The sequence below is a fragment of the Kitasatospora sp. Root107 genome (genome assembly GCF_001424875.1).
In the GTDB taxonomy this organism is placed as follows: domain Bacteria; phylum Actinomycetota; class Actinomycetes; order Streptomycetales; family Streptomycetaceae; genus Kitasatospora.
Window position 1 is genome coordinate 415,511 of sequence record NZ_LMCT01000072.1, and the last position, 25,033, is coordinate 440,543.

The 25,033-nt window shown below is 73.2% G+C and carries 19 protein-coding genes; 12 read left to right on the plus strand and 7 right to left on the minus strand.

Annotated elements, in window-relative coordinates; all coding sequences use genetic code 11:
- Positions 1-201 precede the first annotated feature (201 nt).
- Entirely contained in the window at positions 202-2,376 is a 2,175-nt protein-coding gene (locus ASC99_RS35395; protein WP_082598910.1) for a glycoside hydrolase family 6 protein, read from the plus strand.
- Between the two features lie 7 nt (positions 2,377-2,383).
- Here ASC99_RS35395 and ASC99_RS35400 read toward each other — a convergent pair whose 3' ends face one another.
- Complete coding sequence (locus ASC99_RS35400) at positions 2,384-4,192, minus strand: glycoside hydrolase family 15 protein (protein WP_057239893.1); 1,809 nt, start codon at positions 4,190-4,192, stop codon at positions 2,384-2,386.
- A 163-nt stretch (positions 4,193-4,355) separates the two neighbouring features.
- On the opposite strand from ASC99_RS35400, the gene ASC99_RS35405 reads away from it, so the two are divergent.
- From ASC99_RS35405 to ASC99_RS35435, 7 genes are all read left to right on the plus strand, one after another.
- Positions 4,356-5,162, plus strand: a complete 807-nt coding sequence (locus ASC99_RS35405) for an SAM-dependent methyltransferase (protein WP_057239894.1) — start codon at positions 4,356-4,358, stop codon at positions 5,160-5,162.
- A gap of 26 nt (positions 5,163-5,188) precedes the next feature.
- Positions 5,189-7,273 (plus strand): bifunctional diguanylate cyclase/phosphodiesterase, encoded by a 2,085-nt coding sequence (locus ASC99_RS35410; protein WP_235502940.1) that lies wholly within the window; start codon positions 5,189-5,191, stop codon positions 7,271-7,273.
- Between the two features lie 327 nt (positions 7,274-7,600).
- Positions 7,601-8,434, plus strand: a complete 834-nt coding sequence (locus tag ASC99_RS35415; RefSeq protein WP_057239898.1) for a glycosyltransferase family 2 protein — start codon at positions 7,601-7,603, stop codon at positions 8,432-8,434.
- A complete protein-coding gene (locus tag ASC99_RS35420; protein ID WP_057239900.1) occupies positions 8,434-9,732 on the plus strand; it encodes a glycosyltransferase family 2 protein in 1,299 nt (432 codons plus the stop codon). Before ASC99_RS35415 ends, ASC99_RS35420 begins: the two co-directional genes overlap by 1 nt.
- Before the next feature lie 138 nt (positions 9,733-9,870).
- A complete protein-coding gene (locus ASC99_RS35425; RefSeq protein ID WP_157543758.1) occupies positions 9,871-10,149 on the plus strand; it encodes a hypothetical protein in 279 nt (92 codons plus the stop codon).
- Positions 10,109-11,131, plus strand: a complete 1,023-nt coding sequence (locus tag ASC99_RS35430; protein ID WP_063857278.1) for a glycosyltransferase family 2 protein — start codon at positions 10,109-10,111, stop codon at positions 11,129-11,131. The genes ASC99_RS35425 and ASC99_RS35430 overlap by 41 nt, the downstream gene beginning before the upstream one ends.
- Positions 11,128-11,940: a polysaccharide deacetylase family protein gene (locus tag ASC99_RS35435; RefSeq protein ID WP_200948510.1), complete on the plus strand. Its 813-nt coding sequence runs from the start codon at positions 11,128-11,130 to the stop codon at positions 11,938-11,940. Before ASC99_RS35430 ends, ASC99_RS35435 begins: the two co-directional genes overlap by 4 nt.
- A gap of 18 nt (positions 11,941-11,958) precedes the next feature.
- Here the strand turns inward: ASC99_RS35435 and ASC99_RS39250 are convergent, their stop codons facing one another.
- From ASC99_RS39250 to ASC99_RS35445, 3 genes are read right to left on the minus strand one after another with little or no spacing between them, the layout of a single operon-like run.
- The gene (locus tag ASC99_RS39250; RefSeq protein ID WP_157531951.1) at positions 11,959-12,117 is read right to left on the minus strand and encodes a hypothetical protein; all 159 of its coding nucleotides are present in this window, start codon (positions 12,115-12,117) and stop codon (positions 11,959-11,961) included.
- 13 nt (positions 12,118-12,130) lie between these two features.
- A complete protein-coding gene (locus ASC99_RS35440) occupies positions 12,131-13,924 on the minus strand; it encodes a hypothetical protein (protein WP_057239904.1) in 1,794 nt (597 codons plus the stop codon).
- A gap of 28 nt (positions 13,925-13,952) precedes the next feature.
- The gene (locus ASC99_RS35445; protein WP_235502939.1) at positions 13,953-15,170 is read right to left on the minus strand and encodes an NAD(P)-binding domain-containing protein; all 1,218 of its coding nucleotides are present in this window, start codon (positions 15,168-15,170) and stop codon (positions 13,953-13,955) included.
- 273 nt (positions 15,171-15,443) lie between these two features.
- Between ASC99_RS35445 and ASC99_RS35450 the strand changes: the two genes are divergently transcribed.
- The gene (locus ASC99_RS35450; protein ID WP_057239906.1) at positions 15,444-16,583 is read left to right on the plus strand and encodes a hypothetical protein; all 1,140 of its coding nucleotides are present in this window, start codon (positions 15,444-15,446) and stop codon (positions 16,581-16,583) included.
- A gap of 4 nt (positions 16,584-16,587) precedes the next feature.
- Here the strand turns inward: ASC99_RS35450 and ribA are convergent, their stop codons facing one another.
- Positions 16,588-17,217 (minus strand): GTP cyclohydrolase II, encoded by a 630-nt coding sequence (ribA, locus tag ASC99_RS35455; RefSeq protein WP_057239908.1) that lies wholly within the window; start codon positions 17,215-17,217, stop codon positions 16,588-16,590.
- 158 nt (positions 17,218-17,375) lie between these two features.
- Between ribA and ASC99_RS35460 the strand changes: the two genes are divergently transcribed.
- The gene (locus tag ASC99_RS35460) at positions 17,376-18,284 is read left to right on the plus strand and encodes an NADP-dependent oxidoreductase (RefSeq protein WP_057239910.1); all 909 of its coding nucleotides are present in this window, start codon (positions 17,376-17,378) and stop codon (positions 18,282-18,284) included.
- A gap of 13 nt (positions 18,285-18,297) precedes the next feature.
- Entirely contained in the window at positions 18,298-19,062 is a 765-nt protein-coding gene (locus ASC99_RS35465; protein WP_057239912.1) for a VOC family protein, read from the plus strand.
- Here ASC99_RS35465 and lnt read toward each other — a convergent pair.
- Positions 19,038-20,579: an apolipoprotein N-acyltransferase gene (gene lnt / locus ASC99_RS35470; protein WP_057239914.1), complete on the minus strand. Its 1,542-nt coding sequence runs from the start codon at positions 20,577-20,579 to the stop codon at positions 19,038-19,040. The two genes, ASC99_RS35465 and lnt, sit on opposite strands and share 25 nt — an antisense overlap.
- 177 nt (positions 20,580-20,756) lie before the next feature.
- Here lnt and ASC99_RS35475 point away from each other — a divergent pair, with 177 nt between their 5' ends.
- A complete protein-coding gene (locus tag ASC99_RS35475) occupies positions 20,757-21,278 on the plus strand; it encodes an EF-hand domain-containing protein (protein WP_057239918.1) in 522 nt (173 codons plus the stop codon).
- A 64-nt stretch (positions 21,279-21,342) separates the two neighbouring features.
- Here ASC99_RS35475 and cobN read toward each other — a convergent pair whose 3' ends face one another.
- Positions 21,343-24,954: a cobaltochelatase subunit CobN gene (gene cobN, locus ASC99_RS35480; protein ID WP_057239919.1), complete on the minus strand. Its 3,612-nt coding sequence runs from the start codon at positions 24,952-24,954 to the stop codon at positions 21,343-21,345.
- Positions 24,955-25,033: the final 79 nt, after the last annotated feature.

Sequence of the window (25,033 nt, forward strand, 5' to 3'; positions counted from 1 at the left end):
CGCACCCCACCAGCCTTTCCCGTGATGCCGACCGAGTCACAGTAAGTGGGAGCGCTCCCACAGTTGGGCCGGCGCTCCCGCTACTCCGCCCCACCGGATTTCCCCCCACCCGAAAGGAATCCGCACGTGTCAGGACAGCTCCTTCGCCGCCTCCGCTCGGTCGCACTCGCGACCGCGCTCGGCGCGGCAACCCTGCTTCCGATGGCGGGCAGCGCGCACGCCGCGACCAAGGTCGACAACCCCTATGCCGGCGCCGGCGTCTACGTGAACCCCGAGTGGTCCGCCAATGCCGCAGCCGAGCCTGGCGGTTCGGCCGTCTCCAACCAGCCGACCTACGTCTGGCTGGACCGGATCGCCGCGATCAACGGCTCGAGCAGCTCAATGGGCCTGCGGGCGCACCTGAACTCCGCCGTCACCCAGGCCAACGCCGCGGGCAAGCCGTTCGTCTTCCAGGTGGTCATCTACGACCTGCCCGGCCGCGACTGCGCCGCGCTGTCGTCCAACGGTGAGCTCGGCCCGACCGAGATCGGCCGCTACAAGACCGAGTTCATCGACCCGATCGCCGCGATCCTGGCCGACCCGGCCTACGCGAACCTGCGGATCGTCACCACGATCGAGCTCGACTCGCTGCCGAACCTGATCACCAACGCAGGCGGCACCGCCACCGCCACCCCGACCTGTGACGTGATGAAGGCCAACGGCAACTATGTGGCCGGCGTCGGCTACGCGTTGAACAAGTTGGGCGCGATCTCCAACGTCTACAACTACATCGACGCCGGGCACCACGGCTGGCTGGGCTGGGACTCCAACTTCGGCCCGACCGCGAGCCTGCTCTACCAGGCCGCCAACGCCTCCGGCTCCACCGCCGCCAACGTGCACGGCTTCGTGGTGAACACCGCCAACTACTCGACGTTGAAGGAGCCCTACTTCACCATCAACGACACCGTCGGTGGCCAGTCGATCCGGGGCACCTCGAAGTGGGTGGACTGGAACCGCTACGTCGACGAGCTGTCGTACGCCCAGGCGTTCCGGGCCAAGGCGGTCGAGGCCGGCTTCCAGTCGAACGTCGGCATGCTGATCGACACCTCCCGCAACGGCTGGGGCGGCGCCAACCGTCCGACCGGTCCCGGCCCGCAGACCAGCGGTGACGCGTACGTGGACGGCGGCCGCCTCGACCGCCGCTTCCAGACCGGCAACTGGTGCAACCAGTCCGGTGCGGGCCTCGGCGAGCGGCCGACCGCCGCCCCCGAGCCGGGCATCGACGCCTACGTCTGGGTGAAGCCTCCGGGTGAGTCGGACGGCGCCAGCAAGGTGATCCCGAACGACCAGGGCAAGGGCTTCGACGGGATGTGCGACCCGACGTACGCCGGGAACGCGCGCAACAACTTCCAGATGTCCGGCGCCCTGCCGGACTCGCCGCTGGCCGGCACCTGGTTCTCCGCCCAGTTCCGCCAGCTGCTCCAGAACGCCTACCCGCCGGTCGGCGGCGGCACCAGCGACACCGTCGCCCCGACCGCTCCGACCGTGCTCGCCTCGAGCAGCGTCACCGCCTCCGGTGCGACCCTGAGCTGGACCGCCTCCACCGACAACGTCGGCGTGACGGGTTACCAGATCTTCCGTAACGGTGTGCAGGTCGGCACTTCGGCCACCACCTCCTACACGGACAGCGGCCTGACCGCCTCCACCGCGTACAGCTACACGGTCAAGGCCCGCGACGCGGCCGGTAACGTCTCGGCGGCCTCCGCCGCGCTGAGCGTCACCACCTCGGCCGGTACCGGCGACACCACCGCTCCGTCCGTCCCGACCGGGCTGGTCGCGAGCAACGTCACCACCACGGGTCTGACCCTGGGCTGGGCCGCTTCGACCGACAACGTCGGTGTGACGGGCTACCAGGTCTTCCGTAACGGTGTGCAGGTCGGTACCTCGGCCACCACCTCGTACGCCGACAGCGGCCTGACCGCTGCGACCGCGTACAGCTACACGGTCAGGGCCCGCGACGCGGCCGGTAACGTCTCGGCGGCCTCCGCCGCGCTGAGCGTCACCACCCTGACCGGTGGCGGCGGCGGGAACGCCGGTTGCACCGCGACCTACAAGGTGAGCAACGACTGGGGCTCCGGCTTCAACGCCGACGTCACGGTGACCAACACCGGCACCGTTTCCATCAACTCCTGGAAGGTCACCTGGACCTGGGGCGGCAACCAGCAGGTCACCAACCTCTGGAACGGCAGCCTCACCCAGAGCGGTACGGCGGTCGCGGTCACCAACCTCGGCTACAACGGCACCGTGGCGGCCGGTGGCAGCACCGGCTTCGGCTTCGGCGCCAACTACTCGGGCAGCAACACCGCCCCGACCCTGAGCTGCACCGCCACCAGCTGACGGCGGTTCAGTGAGCGGCGGCCGATCCCACGGCGGTGGGGTCGGCCGCTTCGCCGTCGGCCAGCCCGAACGCGGTGTTCACCAGTGCGACATGCGTGAACGCCTGTGGGGCGTTGCCGAGTTGGCGGCCCGAGACCGGGTCGTACTCCTCGGCCAGCAGGCCCAGGTCGTTGGCCACCGTCAGCGAGCGCTCGAACAGCTCCCTGGCCTCGGCCCGCCGTTCGGTCAGGGCCAGCGCGTCGGCCAGCCAGAACGAGCAGGCCAGGAAGGCCCCTTCGGTCCCCGGCAGCCCGTCGGTGTCGGGGGCGGCCCGGTAGCGGCGGACGAAGCCGCCCTGGTCCAGCTCGGTCCGGACGGCGTCCACGGTGCGCACCAGCCGGGGGTCGTCGGGCGGCAGGAAGCCGGACTTGGCGATGAACAGCGTGGCGGCGTCCAACTCCTCGGCGCCGTACGACTGGACGAAGATCCCGCGCCGGGCGTCGTAGCCGTGCTCGCAGACCTCGGCGTGCACGGTGTCACGCAGGGTCCGCCACTGCTGTACCGGTGCGGGCAGCCCGGTGGCCTCGGCGAGCCGGACGGCGCGGTCGGCGGCCACCCAGACCATCACCTTGGAGTGCACGAACTGCCGTCGGCAGCCCCGGACTTCCCACAGTCCCTCGTCCGGTTCGCGCCAGTGCAGGGAGAGAAAGTCCATCAGGCTGCGGAGCAGTCCCCAGACCTTGCGCTCCATCGGGATACCCGCCCGGTAGGCGAGTTCGAGGGTGTCCAACACCTCGCCGTAGACGTCGAGTTGGAGCTGCCGGACGGCCGCGTTGCCGAACCGGACCGGGGTGGAGTCGCGGTAGCCGGGCAGCCAGTCGGCCGAGGTCTCCGGCAGGGTGCGCTCGCCGGCCACCCCGTACACCGCCTGGAGGTCGCCCGGGTCGCCCGCGATGGCCCGCAGCAGCCACTTGCGCCAGGCCGCCGCCTCGTCCCGGAAGCCGCCGCGCAGCAGCGCGGCCAGCGTCATGCTGGAGTCCCGCAGCCAGCAGAACCGGTAGTCCCAGTTGCGTTCCCCGCCCGGGTGTTCGGGCAGCGAGGCGGTCGGGGCGGCCACGATGCCGCCGGTCGGGTCGTAGGTGAGCGCCTTGAGGGTGATCAGCGAGCGCAGTACCTGCTCGCGGTACGGGCCCTGGTAGCGCAGGCCGTCGGCCCAGGACTGCCAACCGGTCAGGGTGCGGCTCAGCAGCTCGGCCGGGTCCACCCGGGGGGTGTCGGTGCGGTGCGAGGGCTGCCAGGTCAGCACGAACGGGACCTGCTCGCCCGGCTGCACGGTGAACTCGGAGACGGTCGCACCGTCCTCGCCCCAGGTGTGCACGCCGGTGGGCACCCGGAGCCAGGCGGAGTCGGGTCCGGCCACCGCGATCCGGTGGTGGTCGGTGCGGCGCACCCAGGGCTCGATCCGGCCGTGGTTGAAGCGCAGCCGCAGCTCGCCCCGGATCCGGACGGTGCCCGAGAGGCCCTCGACGATCCGCACCAGCCGGGGCAGCCGCTCCCGCTGGGGCATGAAGTCGGTGACCCGGACGGAGCCGGTGGGGGTGTGCCAGACGGACTCCAGCACCAGGCTGGCCGGGTGGTAGCGGCGTTCGGTGCACGGGCCGCCGGTGCTGGGGGCCAGCCGCCAGGCGCCGTGCCGGTCGGTGCCGAGCAGTCCGGCGAAGCAGCTGGGAGAGTCGAAGCGGGGCAGGCACAGCCAGTCGACCGATCCGTCCCGGCCGACCAGGGCGGCGGTCTGCAGGTCTCCGAGGAGCGCGTAGTCCTCGATGGGTCCAGCCATGAGGGTCTTATTCTCGCCCGCCCGGCCCGGAACGGCGCCCCGTCCGGCGCCGAGCCCCTTCCGTCACACCCGTCTCATCGGTTTCACTGCTTGCAGGCGACAGGCGATGATAGGAAGATCCTCATGTTTTGTAGTCCACTCCACCTTCGGTAGGGATGCCGCCATGCAGCAAGCGAACTGGGTCCCCGCCGGCACCGACACCGAGAAGCCGAACGCCGCCCGGGTGTACGACTACTACCTCGGCGGCTCCCACAACTTCGAGGTCGACCGGGCGATGGCCCGGAAGGCGATGGAGTTCTGGCCCGAGCTGCCCGCCATCATGCGGGCCAACCGGGCCTTTCTGCGCCGGGCCGTGCAGCACCTCGCCGAACAGGGTGTCACCCGCTTCCTGGACATCGGCTCCGGCATTCCGACCTTCGGCCCGGTGCACGAGGTGGCCAGGGCGGTGAATCCGGACAGCCAGGTGGTCTACGTGGACCACGATCCGATCGCGGTCGCGCACAGCCGCCTGCTGCTCAAGGACGACCCGCACAGCGTGGTGGTCGAGGCCGACCTGCGCCAGGTCGAGGACCTGCTCGCCCGGCCCGAGGTGGCCGGGCTGCTCGCCGCGGGTGAGCCGGTCGGGCTGCTGATGGTCGCGGTGCTGCACTTCATCACCGACGGCGACGACCCGTACCGGCTGGTGCGGGTGCTCAGGGACGCGCTGCCGCCGGGCAGTGCGCTGGTGATCTGCCACGCCTCGCTGGAGGGCCGGCCGGACCAGGCCGGTGCGCACCAGGACCTGTACAAGCGCACCCCCACCCCGATCACGATGCGCAACCGCGCGGCGATCGGCGCCTTCTTCGACGGCTTCGAGCTGCTCGAGCCCGGGCTGGTCTACCTGCCCGAGTGGCGCCCCGAGGACCCGGAGTCGGTCGGCCCGCACCCGGAGCGGATGACCGGCCTGTCAGGCGTCGGACTGCTGCCGTGACCGCAGGGTCGGACGGGGAGGGCCGGGTGGACGCTCCCACCTGGTTCCACCAGGAGTGGGAGCGGCTGCTGCGTGGTGGCCACGGCATGGCCGTGCACCCGGGCATCCTGAGCCGCCTGGTGTCCCGGACGGCCGTGCTGCTGCACCGGGCCCAGCACGAGGATCCGTTCCGGCCCGAGCTGGCCGGGCAGGCCGGTGCCCAGCTGGTGGACGCGCACTTCACCGACCCGGCCGTGCTGGCCAGGGCGGTCGAGCTGCTCCAGCTCGGCCCGGTCGGCGACGGCCGGGGCCCGGCGCTGTGCGGCGCCTTCGCGGCGGGCTGGGCGGAGGCCCTGCGGGAGCGGACCCTGCGCGAGCAGGAGGCGATCCGACTGGCCGCCGACACCGCCCGGCGGGAGGTGGAGAAGGCGCTACGGGAGTCGGAGAACAAGTTCCGCGCGCTGTTCGAGAGCGCCGCGATCGGGATCGGCATCGGGGACACCGACGGCAAGATCATCTCGGTCAACCGGGCGCTCGGAGAGATCTTCGGCACCGGCTCGATGGACATGACGGGCCGTCGGGTGGACGAGCTGGTGCACCCCGAGGACACCCCGGGCGTCTGGGAGGCGTACGAGGACCTGATCGCCGGGCGCCGGGAGTACTTCCAGTTCGACAAGCCGTACTACCGGCAGGACGGCGAGGTGGTCTGGACCCACCTGACCGTCTCGCTGATCCGGGACGACGAGGGCGTGCCGCTCTACCAGGTGGCCATGCTGGAGGACATCACCGACCGGTACCGGCTGCAGGAGCGGCTGCGGCACCAGGCCACCCACGACCCGCTGACCGGGCTGCCGAACCGGGTGGCCTTCTTCGAGCGGCTGGAGAAGCTGTTCGAGGAGCCGGAGCCCGGGGCCAGGTTCGGCCTCTGCTACGTGGACCTGGACGGCTTCAAGGTGGTCAACGACAGCCTCGGCCACGACACCGGCGACCAGCTGCTGGCCGCGGTGGCGCAGCGGCTCGAGACCGCGCTGACCCCGCTCGGCCACCTGGTGGCCCGGCTCGGCGGCGACGAGTTCGTGGTGCTGCTGGAGGACTGCCGGGGCGAGCAGGAGGCGGTGGCGGCCGCCAAGACGGTGCTGGCCGCGCTGGCCAGGCCGGTGCAGGTCGGCGACCACTCGCTGGCGGTCGGCGCCAGCGTCGGCGTGCTGGAGCGCCGGGTGGCCACCACCACGCCGGGCGCCGCGGTCCGGGCCGCCGACCTCACGCTGTACCGGGCCAAGGAGGCCGGGCGCGGCCGCTGGACGCTGTTCGACCCGAAGGAGAACGCCCGCGCGGTCAGCCGGTACGCGGTGTCGGTGCGGATGCCCGCCGCGCTGGACCGGGGCGAGTTCTTCATCGACTACCAGCCGCTCTGCTCGCTGGCCGACGGCTCGCTGGTCGCGGTCGAGGCACTGGTGCGCTGGCGGCACCCGCAGCTCGGGGTGCTCGGCCCGGACGAGTTCATCGGGGTGGCCGAGGAGACCGGCCTGATCATGCCGCTCGGCCGCTGGGTACTGGAGCAGGCCTGCCGCCAGGCCACCGACTGGGTGCGGGAGTTCGGCCCGGACGCACCGCAGATCAACGTCAACCTGGCGGTCCGGCAGGCCCGCAACGCCGGGCTGGTCACCGATGTCGAGCGGATCCTGCGGAAGACCGGACTGCCGCCGGCCAAGCTCCAGTTGGAGATCACCGAGTCCACCGTGGTGGGCCCCGAGGACGAGGCGCTGAAGGCCCTGCACGGCGTACGCGACCTGGGCGTCTCGCTGGCGGTGGACGACTTCGGCACCGGCTGGTCCAACCTGGCCTACCTGCGGGACCTGCCGGTCTCCTGCCTGAAGATCGCCGGCTCCTTCGTCGGCGACCTGCACGATCCGACCAAGGACGCGCACACCGGCTGGCGGATCGTCAGCGGGCTGGTCTCGCTGGCCCACACGCTCGGCCTGACCGTGACCGCCGAAGGGGTGGAGAGCGGTGCGGACGCCGAGCGGCTGCGGCAGATGGGCTGTGACTGGGCACAGGGCTGGCACTTCGGCCGCCCGGTCCGCCCGGACGAGATCTCCCGGCGGATCGCCGAGGCGCGCCGCACCCCGTAGGCCCGCAGCACCCCGTAGCCCGGTCCGAAGGACGAGAGTTGATAAAGCGGACATAAGGGTTGACATGGGGCATACTCCGGGCGGACGATGAGGCCCTGGCACCAGTTCATTCGCCAGTTGCCCGTGACAGTCGGCGTCAAGCCGCCCGAGTCCGACCGGCGCATTTCGGAGGGGTCCGGGGGAGTCCGTACCAGCCCGCCGTGCCGTACGTCGTTCTCATTCCGACCGGGGCCTGCCCCGCGCCCAGCGCGGCCCGCCCGCCCCGTCTCCCGGGTCACGCCTGTGGGGGGCCCGCGTGCCCGCAGCCTCGGAGAAGGCCGTTTCGCGATGAGCATCACGCTGCCCCCCAACGTCCTCCCCTACCCGACCCGTGACGACGGCCGGCCCAGGCGCCGCGCCACCGACCGGCTGCCCGCCGACCGGCCGATGCGCCGGGCCGAGGACGGGATCAGGACCAGGCACTCGGTCAGCCTGGTCGTCCCCGCCCAGAACGAGGCCCGCAACATCCCGTGGGTGTTCGAGCAGATCCCGAACTGCGTGGACGAGGTCATCCTGGTGGACGGCTCCTCCACCGACGCCACCCTGGCGGTGGCCGAGCACTGCCTGCCCACCGTCCACAGCGTCCAGCAGAGCGCACCCGGCAAGGGAAATGCGCTCCGGACCGGCTTCGCCGCAGCCGGCGGCGAGTACGTGGTGATGATGGACGCCGACGGCTCGATGTGGCCCGGCGAGATCCCGCACTACCTGCACTTCCTGGACCACGGCTACGACTTCGTCAAGGGCTCGCGGTGCATCGCCGGCGGCGGCTCGCTGGACCTGACCCGGATCAGGGCGCTCGGCAACCTGGCGTTGCTCGCTGTGGTGAACCGGCTCTACCAGACCAAGCTCACCGACCTCTGCTACGGATTCTGCGCCTTCCGCCGCAGCTTCCTGGACCAACTCGACCTGCGCTCGGCCGGGTTCGAGATCGAGGCCGAGATGATCGCGCACGCGCTGCGGTCCGGCCTGCGGATCGCGGAGGTGCCGAGCCTCGAACTCCCTCGCCGTAGTGGCCGTTCGCACCTGCACGCCGTCTCGGACGGCCGCCGGGTGCTGCGGACGTTGCTCGCCGAACGTCCTGGCGGCAGTGGAACGGCCCACCACGCCACGAGGGAGCGGTGATGAACGGCACCGACCGGCGCACCGCAACGGCCTGCCCCTGCCCCGCCGCCCGAGACTCGCTCTACACCCCTGTCCACGTGGTCGAACTGGACCTGGCCGAACCCGGTGAGCTCCGCTCGCCCGGGGGCACCGGGCCGGCCACTCCGGACGGCCGCGTGTTGGCGTTGGTGCGGCTGCACGGACACCCGCTCGGACTGGTCACCGCCACCGGCAGCGCCGACGATCCGGTCGGTCTGCGCCGGGCGCTGGTCGAGGCCGCTTTCAGCGAGATCCGCATCACCGCACACCAGTTGACCACCGCGACGATCAGGGCGCCCCTCAGTCGGGTCGGCGGCGTCCGGCCGTCAGCGGAACCGCCCAGGATCAGCGTCGTGATCGCCACCCACAACCGTCCCGAGCTGCTCCGCCAGTGCCTGGACTCCGTCCTGCGGATCGACAGCCCGCAGTACGAGGTGCTGGTCGTCGACAACGCCCCGGCCGGGGATGACGCGAAGACCCTGATCCGCGAGCGGTACGCCGACCGGGTCCGCTACCTGCGCGAGCCGGTAGCGGGCCTGGCCCGAGCCCACAATCTCGGACTGGCCGCCGCCCGGGGCGAGTTGATCGCCTTCACTGACGACGACACGCTGGTCGACCGGCACTGGCTGAGCTCCCTGGTCGCGGCCTTCGCCGACGATCCCGCTGCCGGCTGCGTGACCGGCCTGATCCTGCCCGCCGAGCTGCAGACCGCGGCGCAGGCCGCGCTCCAGCAGCACGGCGGCTACGACAAGGGCTTCAACCCGCGCCGCTGGTCGCTCGACCTGCCGCCCGGTGACCCGCTGTTCCCGTTCACCGCAGGGCAGTTCGGCTCTGGCGCCAACATGGCCTTCCGGACCCGACTGCTGCGCACGCTGGGCGGTTTCGACCCGGCCACCGGCGTCGGCACCCCCGCGCACGGCGGCGACGACCTGCTGGCCTTCTTCCGGATCGTCACCGCCGGGCACGTGCTCAGCTACCAGCCGGACGCCATCGTCTGGCACCGGCACCGCCGGACCCCCGACGCGCTGCCCGCCCAGCTCTACGGCTACGGCGCGGGCCTCGGCGCCTACCTGGCCGCCGCCGTCGTCGCCGAGCCCCGGCTGCTGCCCGCACTACTGCGCCGGATCCCCGGCGGGCTGCGGCACGCCGCCGCACAGGCGAGGAGCCGCACCCTGCCGTCCGGCCAACGGTCCACCCGGCTGGCCGCGTTGGAGCTGCGCGGGATGCTGTACGGGCCGGTCGGCTACCTCCGCTCGCTGCGCCAGGCGAGGACGGAGTGAGCGTGATGGCCAGCTTCGTCACCGGGACCCGCGCCGCAGGCTGCGGCTGCCCGCAGCCGCCGCCCTGCCAGTGCTCCTGCCGCACGCTGCTCCGCGCCCGGCTCCGGGCCGCCGGTTCGGCCGAGCCGCTGCCGCACCATGGCCATGTGCCCGCCCAACCTGGTGCTCGGCGTCGCCGTCGACGTCTGCCGGGCCCGGCGCGCGATGCGCTGGGTGATCGGCCTGCAGGCCGCGCTGCTGGTCGTCGTCCTGTCGCTCACCGTCTGGCTGCTCCCGCTGTACGGCCTGGCCGGCGTCGGCCTGCCCGGAACGCCTCGCCCGGAACGGCGCTGCCCCGGGAGACGGCCCCCCGGACGACGAAGGGAAGGCGAGGACGATGACCGACCGACTCGACCCGGTCCGCGAGGGGACCGGTGAGCAGCTGACGGGGCATCGGCTCACCCTGAGCGTGGTGGTCTGCTCGTACACCATGGCCCGCTGGCCCGATCTGGTCGCCGCCATCAGCTCGCTGCAGCGCCAGTCGAGCCCCGCCGACGAAGTGCTGCTGGTGGTCGACCACTGCCCCGAACTGGCCGTCCGCGCGGCCGGGGTACTGGCCGGCGTGCGGGTGGTGGCGAACCGGGAACAGGCTGGTCTGTCCGGCGCCCGGAACACCGGGGTGGCGCTGGCCAACAGTGACGTGGTGGCCTTCCTGGACGACGACGCCACCGCCGACCCGGACTGGACCGAACGGCTGCTGGCCGGGTACCTGGACGCCCGGGTGCTCGGCGTCGGCGGCCTGGTCAGGCCGCGCTGGGAGACCGCCCGCCCGCCCTGGTTCCCGCCCGAGTTCGACTGGGTGGTCGGCTGCTCCTACCGGGGGATGCCGGAACAGGCCGCCAGGGTACGGAACTTCATCGGCGCCAACATGTCCTTCCGGCGCGCCGAACTGGTGGCCGCCGGCGGCTTCCGCCCCGACCTCGGCCGGATCGGCAGCCGGCCGCTGGGCTGCGAGGAGACCGAGCTGTGCATCCGGCTGGCGGCCGGTCGGCCGGAGGCCGAACTGCGCTACGAACCGGCCGCCGGGGTCAGCCACCGGGTCCCCGAAGGGCGGACCAACTGGGCGTACTTCCGGGCCCGTTGCTATGCCGAGGGCCTCTCCAAGGCGGTGGTCGCCCGGTACACCGGGCGCGGCCCGGCGCTGGCCAGCGAACGCCGCTACCTGCGCAGCACGGTGCCGCGCGGGCTGGCCAGGGCGATCGGCCCGGGCGGCGGCGGCCCGCGCGAGTTCGCGGCCCTCGCGCTGGGCGTGGCCACCACCCTGGCCGGCTACACCAGCGGCCGGTTCGGCCGGCCCGGCGCCCTCGGCCGACTGGTCGGCCCGGTACGGCGGGCCAGGGACCCGGGCGGTGCGCCATGACCGTCGTCCCGGTGTTCCTTTACCACTCGGTGTCCGACGACCCACCGTCCTGGATCGCACCGTTCACCGTCACCCCGCACGTCTTCGCCGAGCAACTGGACCGGATCGCCGACGCCGGTCGCACCATCGTCCCGCTGCACCGCCTGGTGGCGGCGATCCGCGGCGGCCCGGCGCTGCCCGCCGACTCGGCGGTGCTCACCTTCGACGACGGCTTCGCCGACTTCTACTGGACGGTGGCCCAGCTGCTGACCGAACGCGGCCTGCCCGCCACGCTGTTCGTCACCACCGGCGCCGTCCACCCGCCGGGCGGGGAGGCGGCCGGCAGCCTGCTGCCCCCGGCCCCGATGCTGAGCTGGCGTCAGGTGGTCACGCTGGACGCCTGCGGCGTGGAGATCGGTGCGCACACCCGGACCCACCCGCAGCTGGACACCCTGTCGGGCCGCTGGCTGGCCAGCGAGATCGTCGGCTGCCGCCAGGAGTTGGAGGATCTGCTCGGCCACCCGGTGACCTCCTTCGCGTACCCGCACGGCTACTCCAGCGCCACCGTCCGCCGCCAGGTCGCCGAGGCCGGTTTCAGCTCTGCCACCGCGGTGCTGAACGCCTTCAGCTCGGGCAACGACGACCCGTTGCGGATCGCCCGGCTGATGGTGCGGGCGGACACCACGCCCGAGCAGTTCCGGAGCTGGACACGGGGCGAGGGCGCCCCGGTGGCGCCGCTCCCGGAGCGCCTGCGGACCAAGGGCTGGCGGCTCTACCGCCGGGCCAGGGCCGCAGTCGGCAGCCCGGTCGGCGGGCCGCCGGAGATCTGACCCCGGGTCAGGCGAGCGTCAGTGCCGCCAGACCAGCAGGTAGGCCAGGGTGACGGGCAGTCGGACCGGCGTCGGCAGGGCCAGTGCCCCCAGCGCGACCCAGCCGGAGGCGGCGAGCAGCAGCGAGACCGTCAGTTTCGAGGTCGCCAGTTTCGACGTGAAGGCCTTCACCACCATCGGTGACACCTCCTCAGGCCGCGTTCGGGACGAAGCGGTAGACCACCGCGTCGTCGTTGCGGTAGACCACGGTGAACCGGGGCGCCCCGTCCACCGCGGTGCCGAGCCGGGCCACCGTGTCGGCCGGCAGTACGCCGGTCAGGTAGCACTCGGCGGCCTGGGCCCGGTTCAGGAGCAGGTAGGCGGGTGTGCCGGCCTCGGTGGAGTCGGCGGCCCGGGTCAGCCCGGCCAGGGGGTCGGCGAGCAGCAACTGCTGGGTCTCCCGGCTCTCCTCGGAGAGCTGGATGCGCGGGTGCAGGTCGTACTCGGCGGCGCCGCCGGGCAGGTTGCCGGTGACCGAGACGATCACCGCGCCGGGCGGGGCGAGCGCGATCATCCGGCGGGCGGCGGTGACCTCGCCTGGGGTGAAGTAGTTCATGTCCTCCTTGCTGTAGTAGCCGAAGAACAGGCCGCCCAGCAGGGCCAGTGCCACCGCCATGGAGGTGAGCGAGCGCAGTCCCGGCAGCCGCCCGGGGCGCAGCAGGGCGGCGATCAGGAAGGCGCAGGCGGGCAGCGCGAACAGGTAGACCCGGAAGACCATCTCGCCGCCGTAGCTGTTCGCGGCGAGCAGTGGCATCGGCGCCACCGCCAGCAGCGGCAGCGCGGTCCGGCGGACCCAGGGACGCCGCCAGACCGCCGCCAGCGCGAGCAGGACCACCGTCGCCGACAGTCCGCGGTCCACCCAGGCCACCACCACCTGGCCGGGCGCGGCGGCGCCGAGGCCGACCAGCCCGGAGAGGATGTTGCTCTCCGGCGCGGTCAGCCCGGCCACGAAGTCCGACAGGTTCTCGGAGAGGAACGGCCGGGCCACGGTGGCGTACCAGACACCGTTCAGCACCAGCAGCCCGGCCAGCGCGGGCAGCACCGCGCGCCGGTTGCGGCGGGGCAGGGCGAGGGCGGTCAGCGCGCAGAGCAGCATCAGCGGGGTGAGCTGGTGGGAGACCACGATCGCGGCCTCCAGCAGCAGGATCGCCGGCAGCCGGCCGCGGCTCGGCGCGGTCCGGGCCGGGGCCAGCGAGGGCCGGGTGCCGCCCGGACCCGTACCGCCGTTCGGGAGTTGGCCGGCCACCAGCACCAGCACCGTGAGGAACAGCAGGAAGGCGAAGGCCTGCGGGGCGAAGTAGTCCTGGCCGACCCAGGCGCAGCAGTAGTAGATCCACAGCGCGCCCCAGACCAGCCGCCGTTCGGTGCTGAAGGTCCGGTAGAGCAGCAGCAGCGGCGCCAGCAGCAGGGCGTTGGTGGCAGCGGGGGCCCAGGCGGCGTAGCCGAGCGCCGACTCCATGCCGGTGACCCGCAGGAACAGCCCGTTCAGCACGAAGAAGCCGGGCCACTGGTTGTAGATGTCGAAGCCGCCGGCGTGGGGCACCGGGCCGTCGTTGCGGATCATCGCGTCGAGCACCGCGATGTGCTTCCAGGCCCAGGCGTACCGCAGGCTCGGGTACAGCAGGCTCGGGGTGGCGTGGATCATCGCGATCAGCCCGAGCAGATACGCCGTCAGCCACCCGGTGCGGACCCGGCGGTCACGCAGCGCCAGCCAGAAGCCGACGGTCAGCAGCACCACCGCGATCCAGTACAGCGGCGGCAGCACCTGGAGCAGCCCCAGGTCGTTCATCGCGTCCAGGTCGACCGAGCGCAGCGAGAGCAGCCAGAGCAGCAGCGCGAGCGGCAGCACCAGGTACGGCGCGAGCCTCCCGGCCCGCCGGCAGGTCGCTGACCAGGCGTCAGCGGCGTCCTTCCCGGTACCGGCGCCGTCCGCGGCGGCTAGCACGGGGGCAGCTCGGGCCGCCCCGGCCGGTTCACCGGACGGCCTCCGCGACGGCGGCGCAGATCCGTTGGGAGGCGAAGCCGGTGCCGCAGACGAACCGCATCAACGGGCCGAAGGTGGCCGCAGCCGCCAGCCCGGTGAAGTACAGGCCGGGCACCGAGGACTGGAAGGTCTGGTCCAGCCGGGGCGCGCCTTCGATCCGGCGTAGCCCGCGCCGCAGTTCGGGTCCGAGCAGGCCAAGACGGTCGACGTCCACCCGGTAGCCGGTGGCGGCCAGCACGTGGTCGGCATCCAGCACCTCGGTGCCGCCGCCGGGCCGGTGCAGGTCCAGCCTGACCTGCCCGGCGGACTCCTGGACGGAGCCCAGTCGGTGGCCGGTGAGCAGCCGGACCCGGCCCTCCACCCGGTCCCGCAGCCACCAGGCGCCGGAAGGACCGAGCACGGTGCGGACCAGGTGCAGCCTGGTCCGGTCCGGCAGGTGCCGGAAGACGGCGGGTGCGCGGCTGAACGCGAACAGCGACCAGCCGGGCCCAAGCGGCGAACCCGGTTTGACCAGCCGGCCGGTCAGCGCCCGGTCGGCGTTGCGGTCGGCCTCCGGCGGGGTGCCGAACAGCAGCGTGTCCGTCCTGGCCACCACGGTCGGCTCGGCCCCTGCCTCGTGCAGCAGCGCCGCGCTCTCCAGCGCGGACTGCCCGGCGCCCAGCACCACCACCCGCCGGCCGGCGAACCGGGTCAGGTCCCGGTGCTCGGAGGAGTGCGAGACCAGTCCCGCCTCGGCGAGCGGCGCCAACTCCCGGGGCAGGTGCGGGAACGTGCCCAGGCCGGTGGCCACGACCACCTGACGGCTGGTGAACTCCTCGCCGTCGGCCAGCTCGATCCGGAAACCGGTCCGCCGGGCGTCGATCCGCTGCACCGCAGTGCGCTCGAGCGCGGGCACGCAGCGCTCCTGGAACCAGAGGCCGTACCGGATGAACTCCCCGATCGGGACGGGGTACAGATCGCCGCCGGTGACCCGGCCGTCGAAGGCCCGGAAGTCGTCCAGCCGGTGCAGCTCGGCCGGGTCGGAGATGGAGGAGGCCGAGGGCGTGGACTTGAGGTACATCCCGGCGGGCATCCGGGACCGCCAGCTCTCCATCGGCTCGCCGAAGACCCGCAGCGGCACCCGGCGCCCGCGCAGGTGGGCGGCGGCGGCCAGCCCGTACGGGCCCGCCCCGACCACGGTGACCGGCACCGCGTCGGCGGGACTCACGAGGGCCTTCCCGATTCGGTACGGCAGGTGGTCAACAGACGGTTGGTCAACACTCGGCGCCCTCCTCGGACGGAGCACCCCTCAACCCAGGGTGCACCCGTGTAGCCGACCGCGAACACCCCCCATCGGGTCACCGCCGGTGCCGCTGTGTACTCGTACGCTCCTGCACTGGCCCGATCCGCTCCGAACGCGCGAGAATTGTCCTGACCGGCCCGGTGCGGGGACGGGGGCATCGCCCGTCCGGAGTCGGACTGCACCAGCGATGAGGCTCTCATGCCGCAAGCCCGGATCGAGCCGGACCGCGCGACCCCCGCCCTGCTGGTGAAGATCGGGCACTACCCGCAGCACCACGGCGGGGTCGGGGTGATCCGTACCCTCGGCCGGCTGGGTGTCCCGGTCTACGCCATGGTCGAGGACCGCTGGACGCCGGCAGCGCTCTCCCACTACCTCACCGGTGCCTTCGTCCGCCGCAGCGACGGTTCGGAGGAACCGGACGCGCTGCTGGCCGTGCTGCTGGAGATCGGCGCCGCGATCGGCCGCCCGAGCGTGCCGGTGGCCACCGACGACGAGGCGGCCCTGCTGCTGGCCGAGTACGCCGAGCCGCTCTCCCGGTACTTCCTGCTCCCGCCGGTGCCGCCCGCGCTGCCCCGGCGGCTGGCCAGCAAGGCCGGGCTGTTCGAGCTGTGCCGCCGGTACGGCGTGCCGAGCCCGGCGGCCTGGGCACCGCAGGAGTACCGGGACCTGCTGGCGGTGGGCCGTGAGCACGGCTACCCGCTGGTGCTGAAGAACCTGGAGGCGTGGACCAGACTGCGGGCACCCGCAGTCGGGCACACCACGGTGGTGCACGACGAGGCCGAGCTGCGGGAGGTCTGTCCGCCGGGCCCGGTGCCCTCGGTGCTGGTCCAGGAGTACCTGCCGCCGGAGCAGGCCGAGGACTGGATCACCCACCTGTACTGCGGCCGGGACGGCGCAGCACCGCAGGTCTTCACCGGCCGCAAACTCCGCTCCTGGCCGCCGGGCGCCGGGGTCACCACCCGGGCGCAGTCGCTGCCCAACCGCGAACTCGCGGCGCTGGCCGGCGAGTTCTGTGTCGGGATCGGCTACCACGGGGTGGCCGACCTGGACTGGCGGCTGGACCGGCGGGACGGCCAGTACAAGCTGGTCGACTTCAACCCGCGCACCGGGGCGCAGTTCCGGCTGTTCCAGAGCACCGGCGGGGTGGACGTGGTGCGGGCCCTGCACCTGGACCTGACCGGCCGTCAGGTACCGGCGGGTCGGCTGCCGCAGGACGTGCTGCCCCGGGTCGGCACCGAACGAAGCTGGCTCTGCCGGGACGACCCGCTGCCCGCGTTCGGCGAGGCGGTCCGCTTCACCGGCACGGTGGCGGAGCGGCTGCGCCGGGCGGTGCGCTGACTCCTCAGCTCACGAGTTCGGCCAGCGGGATGGCGTGGTTGGTGTGCTCGACCTTTGCGCGCAGGTACCGGACGTTGCTGGCGGAGACGTGCACGCCGGTGGGGACCCGCTCGGCCACGTCGATGCCGAGGGCGGTCAGTTGGGCGGCCTTGTCGGGGTTGTTGCTGAGCAGCCGGATGCCGGTGGCGCCGAGGGTGCGGAGCATCTGGGCGGCGGCGGTGTAGTCGCGGCCGTCCTCGGGGAGGCCGAGGGCGGTGTTGGCGGCGTACGTGTCGAGGCCCTGGTCCTGGAGCTGGTAGGCGTCGAGCTTGTTGTAGAGGCCGATGCCGCGTCCCTCCTGGCGGAGGTAGAGCAGGTAGCCGCCGGCCCCGGCGATCCGCTCGACGGCCTCGCGCAGCTGCGGGCCGCAGTCGCAGCGGGCCGAGCCGAACACGTCGCCGGTGAGGCACTCGGAGTGCAGCCGGACCAACGGCGTCCGGTCTCCGGGCTCGCCGATCCTGAGCGCCAGGTGCTCGGCGCCGTCGGTCAGGCCGTGGAAGGTGAAGACCTCGGCGTCGACCCGGTAGCCGTCCGGGAATACCAGGGGGATCTGGACGTTCGACCGTACCGTCGCGGGGCTCAGCTGATCCGCCATGCCGGACCTCCTTCGGGCTGTTTCGACCGACCGTACACCGTTGTTCCAATTTGAACAACATGCTTCCGGGCTATCCCGTTCGGCTCAGCATCCCCATCCGTGCCGGGCTCGCCGCCCGCAAGCTGGTGGAGGCAGGTGAGCCCGAGCGAAGGAAGAACATGTCCAAGGCATTCGGATTCGTGGCGTACGGCGGGCCGGAGCACCAGGAGTTCCTGGACCGGCCCGTACCCGTGCCAGGGCCGGGCCAGCTGCTGATCGCCGTGCACGCGGCCGGGGTCAACGCGGCCGACTGGAAGATCCGGCAGGGCCTGTTCGGCACCGCGGAGCCGACGCCCCGGGTGCTCGGTCTGGAGGCGGCCGGGGTGGTTCAGGTGCTGGGGGAGGGGGTGACCGGACTGGTGGTCGGCGACCCGGTGTTCGGGCCCACGCCGGGCGGGGCCTTCGCCGAGCACACGCTGCTGGAGTCGGACAACGCCGCCCAGGTGCCCGACGACGTGTCCTTCACCCAGGCCGCCACCCTCTCGGTGGCCGCCGCCACGGCGTACGACGCGGTCGAGCAGCTGGGCCTGACCCCCGGTCAGGTACTGCTGGTGCTCGGTGTCGCGGGCGGGGTCGGCAGCGCCGCCGCGCAGATCGCGGCGGCCCGGGGCATCAAGGTGCTCGGCACCGCGAGCGACCAGAACCGGGAGTACGTGGCGAGCCTGGGCGCGGCCCAGATCGCGTACGGGGAGGGGGTGGCCGGGCGGGTGAAGGCGGCCGCGCCCGGTGGTGTGGACGGCATCCTCGACCTGGTCGGCGGCGAGGATGCCAGGGCCGCTTCGGCCGCGCTGCGCCCCGGCGGCCGGCTGGTCTCCACCGCCGATCCGGTCACCGCAGTCGCTCTGGGCGGCGAGGCCGTGAGGCGGCGGCACGGTGGGGAGGTGCTGACCGCGCTGGCGGCCCTGGTGGCGAACGGCGGCCTGGACCCGCACGTCTCCGAGACCTTCACGCTGGAGCACGCCGCCGAGGCGATGCTCGCGGTCGAGTCCGGCCACGCGCGCGGCAAGTGCGTCATCGAGATCCGCTGAGAGGACGTCCGAGATGAGGATCACCGAGAGCACCCCCGGCGCCCCCTGCTGGGCCGAGCACTGCAGCGGCGACGCGAAGGTGGCGCAGGCGTTCTACGGCGAGCTGTTCGGCTGGCGGGCCGAGACCGACCCGCGCCCGGAGGCGGGCGGCTACACCGTGATGCTGCTGGGGGAGGACCCGGTGGCCGCGATCACCCCGCTGGCCGGGACCGGGCGGCCCACGGCCTGGACGGTGGCGATCGCCACCGCCGACGCCGACACCACGGCGGCGACCGCGACGGCCGCCGGGGGAGCGGTGCCGATGGCGCCGACGGACGTCTTCGACGAGGGCCGGTACGCGATGCTGGCCGATCCGGCGGGCGCGGTCTTCTCGGTCTGGCAGGCCAGGGCCTTCCGGGGCGCCGCGCTGCTCGGTGAGCCGGGCGCGCTGGGCTGGATCGAACTGGCCACCCGTGACGTGCCCGGCGCGCTGGCGTTCTATCCGGAGCTGTTCGGATGGAGCGTCAGCCCCGGCGAGTCGTACACCCAGTGGGGCCTGGGCGGCCGGGACTTCGGCGGGGTGCTGGACATGGGCGAGCAGTTCCCGGCCGACCTGCCGCCGTACTGGATGCCGTACTTCGCGGTCGCCGACGTGGACCTGTCGGCGGAGCGCGCGGTGGCGCTGGGCGCCGAGGCGATGCTGCCGCCCACCGACGTGCCGGACGGGCCCCGGCTCGCGGTGCTCCGGGACCCGCTCGGCGCGGTGTTCGGGATCTACCTGGCCGACACCTCGGGCTGACGCTCGGTCAGCTCCTGCACCGCCGCCCGGCGGCGGCGCAGCTCCCCGACGGCGGCGGCCAGCGTGACGGCCGCCGCCGTGTACGGGACCCAGTCGCCGAGCCGCAGGTACCAGGTTTCGGCCCCCGGCGCGGCCAGCGGCAGCGTGACGGTCAGCGCCCCGGAGCCGCCGGTGCCGAGCGAGGCCAGCCGGCGGCCCTGCCGGTCGTACGCCACCGACTCGCCGGTCAGCGCCGCCTGGACGACCGGGCGGCCGGTCTCGGCGGCCCGCAGCGCGCCGAGCGAGGCGTGCTGCTGCGGGGCCCAGGAGGACTGGAAGGTCGAGGTGGCGGACTGGAAGACGATCATCCGGGCGCCGTCGGACGCCGCCACCCTGGACAGGTCGGGGAAGGTCGACTCGAAGCAGATCAGGGCGCCGAACGGGAGCGGACGGCCCGCCCGGTCAGTGGCGTGCAGCAGGTGGAAGCCCGCGCCAGGGGCCCGGTTCTCGCCCGCCGCCTTGCTCACCCCGGTCAGCCAGCCGAGCACCGGCCGGAGCGGGACGTACTCGCCGAACGGGACCAGCCGGATCTTCCGGTAGCGCTCGGCCACGCCGTCGGGGGTGACCAGCACGGCGTCCTTGGAGATCTTCCCGTCCGCCTTCCGGGCGTCCTCGCCGACCAGCAGCGGGGCGCCGGTGGCGGTGGACAGCTGCCGCAGCCGGGCCAGCGTGTCGGGGGAGCGGTCCAGGTCGGCGGTGGTGCTGCTCTCGCCCCACACGACCAGATCCAGCGGCTGCCCGGCCAGGGCGGCGGTGATCCGCTCACCGGCGGCCAGCCGCTCGTCCGGTCCCGGGGTCTGGCCGGGCTGGACCAGGGCGACGGTCGCGGTGTCGCCGGGGGCCGGGGCCCGCTGGGCGGCGAACAGCAGCGGGCCGGCCAGCAGCGTCGCGGTCACCACCAGCACGGCCAGCGCCCGGACCCGGAGCCGACGCCCCGTCAGCAGGATCAGTACCCCTACATTGGCGGCCACGACCGCGGCGCTCACCAGCCACGCCCCGCCCACCGAGGCCAGCCCGAGCACCGCCGGGTGCTCCCACTGACTCGCGCCGAGCAGCGCCCACGGCCCGCCCAGCGCGTGCCAGGACCGGACGAACTCGGTGCTCACCCAGACCGACGGCACCACCAGCAGCGCGAGCGCGGCCCGGCCCGGGGTGACCGGCGGGTGCAGCAGCCTGTGCACGGCGAGCCCGACGGCTCCCTGCAACGCGCCGAAGACCACCGCGAGCGCGAGCAGCCCGGGCCCGATCGACGGCACCAGCCAGTACATCGCGGTCAGGATGAACCCCGCCCCGAACCACCACCCCCGGACCACGGCCTCCCGTGCCGTCGCCGCCCGCTGCATCAGCACCAGCCCGGGGACCAGCCCCACCCAGGCCAGCCACCCCCACCCGGCCGCCGGAAAGCTCAGCACGGGCAGCGCCCCGGCCACCGACGAGGCGTACCGGGCGGGTTGGCGGAGCGACGCGGGCAGGTGCATGACTCAACGCTAGCGCTCGACCGCCGACGGCCCGGCGCACATTTCTCGCGCGCGCCGGTAACTGCGCTCGTGCTCCATGTCAGTGGGGGGAAAGCAGTCGTGAGTGCCTCGGGCGCGGGTGTACTGGACAAGGCTTGACCAGCACGATCATGCGTGCACCTGATCGAAGGAATTTCGATGGACGACATCACTGCGAAGCGACTCATCTTCGCCATGCTCGACGCGGACGGCGACGGCGTCATCTCGGCCGAGGAGTACTTCGCGCGTGCCGAGCGGGTGGCCGCGGCGACGGGGCGGACCAAGGACGATCCCCTGGTCATCGCCGCACGCACCGCCGGTCAGCGGGCGTGGACGGCGATGGACGCGAACGGCGACGGGGGGATGACCTTCGACGAGTACGAGGTCTGGGCCGGCGCCCGCGCGTTCGACGCGGTCTGCGAGCCGGTGCTCGGCGGACTGTTCGACCTCGCCGACACCGACGGCGACGGTGCGCTGAGCCTGGCGGAGTTCACGACGCTGCGCACGGCACTGGGGAACCCGGTCAGCAACATCCGGGCCGCGTTCTCCGTGCTGGACGTCAACGGCGACGGACAGATCAGCCGCGAGGAGTACCTCGCCTCGGTCCGCGCCCACGTCAGCGGGGAGGACTCTCCCATGGGCGAGGCGCTCTACAGTCTGGGGGCGGCCGAGGTGGGGTGAGCGGCGGAACACCGCGGCCCCGCCCGGCAGCTACCGGGCGGGGCCGTCGTCCGAGCGGACGTGGCTAGCTGTCGCCTTCGAGGTCGCCCTCGGTCTCCAGGAAGGCGGTGCGCAGCGCGTCGATCAGGGCAGGGTCGGGCTCGGCCCAGAGGCCGCGGTCGGCGGCTTCGAGGAGGCGCTCGCTGATGCCGTGCAGGGCCCAGGGGTTGGCGCCGCTGAGGAACTCGCGGTTGGTCGGGTCGAGCACGTACTCCTGGGTGAGCTTCTCGTACATCCAGTCGGCGACCACGCCGGTGGTGGCGTCGTAGCCGAACAGGTAGTCCACCGTGGCGGCCATCTCGAAGGCGCCCTTGTAGCCGTGGCGGCGCATCGCCTCCATCCAGCGCGGGTTGACCACCCGGGCGCGGAAGACCCGGGCCGCCTCCTCGGTGAGGGTGCGGGTGCGGACCGTCTCCGGGCGGGTCGAGTCGCCGATGTAGGCGGTCGGGGCCTTGCCGGTGAGAGCACGCACGGTGGCCACCATGCCGCCGTGGTACTGGAAGTAGTCGTCCGAGTCGGCGATGTCGTGCTCGCGGGTGTCGGTGTTCTTGGCGGCGACGGTGATCCGCTTGTACGCGGTCTCCATCTCCTCCCGGGCCGGGCGGCCGTTCAGCTCGCGGCCGTAGGCGTAGCCGCCCCAGACCGTGTAGACCTCGGCCAGGTCGGCGTCGGTGCGCCAGTCCCGGCTGTCGATCAGCTGGAGCAGACCGGCGCCGTAGGTGCCCGGGCGGGAGCCGAAGATCCGGGTGGTGGCCCGGCGTTCGTCACCGTGCTCGGCCAGGTCGGCCTGGACGTGGGCGCGGACGAAGTTCTCGGTGGAGGACTCCTCCTGACGGGCCGCCAGGCGGACCGCGTCGTCGAGGAGCGCGACCACGTGCGGGAAGGCGTCCCGGAAGAAGCCGGAGATCCGCAGCGTGACGTCGATCCGCGGGCGGCCCAACTCGGCGAGCGGGATGGCCTCCAGGCCGGTGACCCGGCGGGAGGCGTCGTCCCAGACCGGGCGGACGCCGAGCAGCGCGAACGCCTCGGCGATGTCGTCACCGGCGGTTCGCATCGCGCTGGTGCCCCAGAGCGAGAGACCGACCGAGGGCGGGAACTGGCCGTCGTTGTCGGCCTGGTAACGGTCCACCAGGGACTGTGCCAACGCCTGCCCGGTCTCCCAGGCGAGCTTGGAGGGGACGGCCTTCGGGTCGACCGAGTAGAAGTTGCGGCCGGTCGGCAGCACGTTCACCAGACCGCGCAGCGGCGAGCCGGACGGGCCCGCCGGGACGAAGCCGCCACCCAGTGCGTGCAGTACGGCGTCCAACTCGTCGGTGGTGGCAGCGAGTCGGGGCACCACCTCGCGGGCGGCGAAGTCGAGGACGGCACGTACCGCGTCCGGGAGGCCGGCCGAGACCTTCTCGACGGCGGACGGGGCCCAGTCCTCGGCCTCCATCGCCTCGACCAGCGCCCGGGCCTGCGCCTCGGCCGCGTCGGTCGCGCCCAGGGTCAGCGCGGCCTCGTCCAGGCCGAGCGCCTCGCGCAGGCCGGGCAGCGCGCTGACACCGCCCCAGATCTGCCGGGCCCGCAGGATGGCCAGCACGATGTTGACCCGGTCCACCCCGGCCGGGGCCTGGCCGAGCACGTGCAGGCCGTCCCGGATCTGGGCGTCCTTGATCTCGCACAGCCAGCCGTCGACGTGCAGCAGGAAGTCGTCGAAGCCGTCGTCCTCGGGGCGCTCGTCCAGACCGAGGTCGTGGTCCAGCTTGGCGGCCTGGATCAGGGTCCAGATCTGGGCCCGGATCGCGGGCAGTTTGGCCGGGTCCATCGCGGCGATGTTGGCGTGCTCGTCGAGCAGCTGCTCCAGCCGGGCGATGTCGCCGTACGACTCGGCCCGGGCCATCGGCGGCACCAGGTGGTCGACCAGGGTGGCGTGCGCGCGGCGCTTGGCCTGGGTGCCCTCGCCCGGGTCGTTGACCAGGAAGGGGTAGACCAGGGGGAGATCGCCGAGGACGGCGTCGGGGCCGCACTCGGCGGAGAGCGCGGCGGTCTTGCCGGGCAGCCACTCCAGGTTGCCGTGCTTGCCGAGGTGCACCACGGCGTGTGCGCCGAAGCCGTTGTCCTCCTGGGTCGCCTGGATCCAGCGGTAGGCGGCCAGGTAGTGGTGCGACGGGGGGAGGTCGGGGTCGTGGTAGATCGCCACCGGGTTCTCGCCGAAGCCGCGCGGCGGCTGGATCAGCACCAGCAGGTTGCCGGAGCGGATACCGGCCAGCACGATGTCGCCGTCCGGGTTCTGCGAGCGGTCCACGTACAGCTCGCCGGGGGCCGGGCCCCAGTGCTCCTCGACCTTGGTGCGCAGGCCCTCGGGGAGGTCCGCGTACCAGCGGCGGTAGTCGGCGGCCGGGATCCGGACCGGGTTGCGGGCGAGCTGGTCCTCCGTCAGCCAGTCCTGGTCGTAGCCGCCGGCGGCGATCAGGGCGTGGATCAGTGCGTCGCCCTCGTGGCCGTCCTCGGTGTCGAGGTCCAGGCCGGGGACGGCGGTGCCGATGTCCATGCCCTCGGCGCGCAGCCTGGCCAGCAGGCGCATCGCGGAGGCCGGGGTGTCCAGGCCGACCGCGTTGCCGACCCGGGCGTGCTTGGTCGGGTACGCGGACAGGACGAGGGCCAACCGCCGCTCGGCGGCGGGGACATGACGCAGCTGGGCGTGCTTGACCGCGATGCCCGCGACCCGGGCGGCGCGCTCGGGGTCGGCGGCGTAGACAGTCAGGCCGTCCTGGTCCAGCTCCTTGAAGGAGAACGGGACGGTGATCAGCCGGCCGTCGAACTCCGGCACCGCGATCTGGGTGGCGGTGTCCAGCGGGGAGAGGCCGTCGTCGCTGGCCTCCCACTGGGCGCGGGACCAGGTCAGGCAGAGCGCCTGGAGGATCGGGCGGTCCAGCGCGGCCAGCGCACCGGCGTCCCAGGCCTCCTCGTCGCCACCGGCCTGCGCGTCGGCCGGGCGGGTGCCGCCCGCCGCGAGGACGGTGGTGACCAGCGCGTCGGCCTGGCCGAGCTCGGCCAGCAGCTCGGGCTCGGCGCCGCGCAGCGAGGCGCAGTAGAAGGCGCGGGCCCGGGCGCCCTGGTCCTCGATCGCCCGGCAGAGCGTCTCGACGAAGGCGGTGTTCCCGCTCATGTGGTGGGCGCGGTAGTAGAGCACCGTGACCAGCGGGCCGTCGTTCTCGGCGGCCGGACGCTCCAGCGGACCCCAGGCGGGGGCGGAGGCGGGCGGCTCGAAGCCGTGGCCGGTGAGCAGCACGGTGTCGGAGAGGAAGGCGCCGAGCTCGGCCAGGTTGGCCGGGCCGCCGTGCGCGAGGTAGGCGTGCGCCTCGGCGGCCAGGCCGGCCGGGACGGTGGAGAGCTCCATCAGCTGGGCGTCCGGGGCCTGTTCACCCGTCAGCACGATCACCGGGCGCGGCCCGGCGAGCAGCGCGTCCAGGCCCTCCTGCCAGGCCCGGCGGCCGCCGAGCAGCCGGACCACCACCAGCTCGGTGCCGTCCAGCAGTTCGGGCAGGTCCTCGACGCCGAGCCTGGCCGGGTTTCCCAGCCGGTACGGGACCGGTCCGGCCGCAGCGCGAGCGCTCAGCAGGTCGGTGTCTGAGGTGGAGAGGAGCAGGATCATGCGAGGGCCCTCCCGGCCGTGACGACGCCCCGGGACGGAGGCAGGAACCGCGAGGAACAGCGCATGGTGAAGCCTTCCT